Origin of the sequence: Streptosporangium sp. NPDC000239, assembly GCF_040300765.1 — a bacterium.
Lineage (GTDB): Bacteria > Actinomycetota > Actinomycetes > Streptosporangiales > Streptosporangiaceae > Streptosporangium.
The window spans coordinates 287,483-289,230 of the sequence record NZ_JBEPEI010000010.1 but is presented as its reverse complement, the minus strand read 5'-3'; the positions used below and the strand labels follow the sequence as shown (position 1 = coordinate 289,230).

Sequence of the window (1,748 nt, the reverse complement as noted above, 5' to 3'; positions counted from 1 at the left end):
TTTTGCGCCTGGCTCCGGGGGTCCCGGGGTGTTTGGTGCGGGTGGGGTTGCGTTCCGGGCGGGATGTCTGGGGTTAGGGGTGGCGAAAGCCGCCCCTTTTTTTGTTTCAGGAGCGGGGTGGGAGGGTGTGGGGTTCGCCGGACAGGACGGGTTACCGCTCGTCCGCTCGTCCGGTCTTCCAGGGGTGTTTGTGGTGGGTGGGGTGGCCGGTGGAACGATGGGTGAAAACTGATCCTGTGGCGACGGGCGGGTTCCAGGGGGCCAAGATTCAGCCGCTGTTGACAACGGCTGCCCCTTTTTCTGTTGCGGGGGCGGGTGGTGGGAGGACCAGGTGGTGCCGTAGAGGTGTGTTCCATTGCTCGAAGAACGGTGCCTGGCGAGATCCGCTCTTTTTGTGCGCGGTATGAATAAACCGGCCCGGCGGAGGAGAAGCCGACCCTACACCTTTCATGTCCAACCAGCTGGCCAACCGAATCAGTGAGGAATCTGCCGAGCGGCACGGCGTGTCCTCAGCGGGCCGGGTGATCAAGATGAGCATGCCGTCGAGGACGACATAGGCCAGGTAAGAGGCCTTCAGCGAGGCAGCGTACGTGTGGTGTGGTCGGCTTTCACATCTGTGTTGGTCAGTGCCATCAGGTCGTGAAGTTCTCAAGGTCGGCGGGAGCCATCGTGATGGTTGGCCGCTGCCGCCGGTTGACTCCTCCGGGTGAGGGTCAGGTGTCTTCCGCGACCCATGTCCCCCACCGACGCACGTAGTGCCGGAACCCGGTCTCCGTCAGTGGCATCTCCAGCCACTCCTGGGCCGCGAGTCTGAACTCGCGCATGGCCAGGGCATCGATGTCGGTCCCGTAGTCGGCGCGCCAGCCATCGAGGACGTTGTCGATTCCCATCCAGGCGCTGTAGAGCTCGCCTACTTCCGGCAGGTGCTCGAAGTACGGCCTCTCCGTACAGTTCCACGCCGCTTCGCGGACGAAGCCACTCATCTGCTCCACATCCCCACTGACGAGGACGCTCTGCATGAGCGGATCAATCTTCGCGGCGAATCCAGTGAGCAACTCCAGATCGGCAGGCTCAAGATCGGTCATGGCTTCAGCATCGCAAGAGGTGCGATCTGCTTGCTGTTGGCGCAGCCAGGGTTCTGCTGATCGTGGGGCTCACCGGCTATGAGCTGCGATTTCAGGATAAAAAGACTCCAGGGAACAGTACGGGGGCTGCGGAACTGTAAAGGCAGGTAGGGGCTGGGCAGTCCGTATCCTTGGTCGCCTTCGATACGACGGCATAGGCCTCCGGACTTTGAGTGGCTTGCTAGGCTGGAGGAGCCGGGCCGCCCCACCGAGGGTGGCCTTCGTTGCGCCAGACCACGATAGGACAGGGCAGCGATAGCGAACGGGATGTGTCCTGCGGCCGGAGATCGCCCGCACAGCGAATCGTCCCATTCATCTGAAGATCGGGACGCGCTCGCCGAGTGAGCAAACGAAATGGAACCAGAAGTGAACAGTGACAACGGGCGTGACGGCGCGGGCCGGCGCGAAGAAGGCGAAAACCGCGGATTCGGCGGTCAGGGGGGCTACCGCGACAACCGCGGGGCCGGTGGCAGGGGACGTCCAGGGGACGGTCCTCGATATGGCGAGCGCCGAGAAGGGCGTTCAGGAGGTTCGTACGGTTCCCGTGATCGGGGGGATCGTCCTTCGTATGGTCGTGATGACCGTCCCGGTGGTGGTTACCGCGACAACCGCGGCGGCGGTGAG

Annotated in this window: 2 protein-coding genes; one reads left to right on the top strand and one right to left on the bottom strand. The window is 63.4% G+C overall.

Annotation, left to right across the window (positions count from 1 at the left end; genetic code table 11):
* Window positions 1-713: 713 nt before the first annotated feature.
* On the bottom strand, window positions 714-1,085 hold the full coding sequence (locus ABT340_RS24965) for a hypothetical protein (RefSeq protein WP_352013229.1): 372 nt from the start codon (window positions 1,083-1,085) through the stop codon (window positions 714-716).
* A 412-nt stretch (window positions 1,086-1,497) separates the two neighbouring features.
* Here ABT340_RS24965 and ABT340_RS24960 point away from each other — a divergent pair.
* On the top strand, window positions 1,498-1,748 hold a 251-nt coding region (locus ABT340_RS24960), incomplete at its 3' end, for a hypothetical protein (protein ID WP_352013228.1).

What these genes read in the sequence shown, in the direction of transcription:
- ABT340_RS24965 (WP_352013229.1), bottom strand. Translation starts at nt 1,085, where the DNA reads ATGACCGATCTTGAGCCTGCCGATCTGGAGTTGCTCACTGGATTCGCC.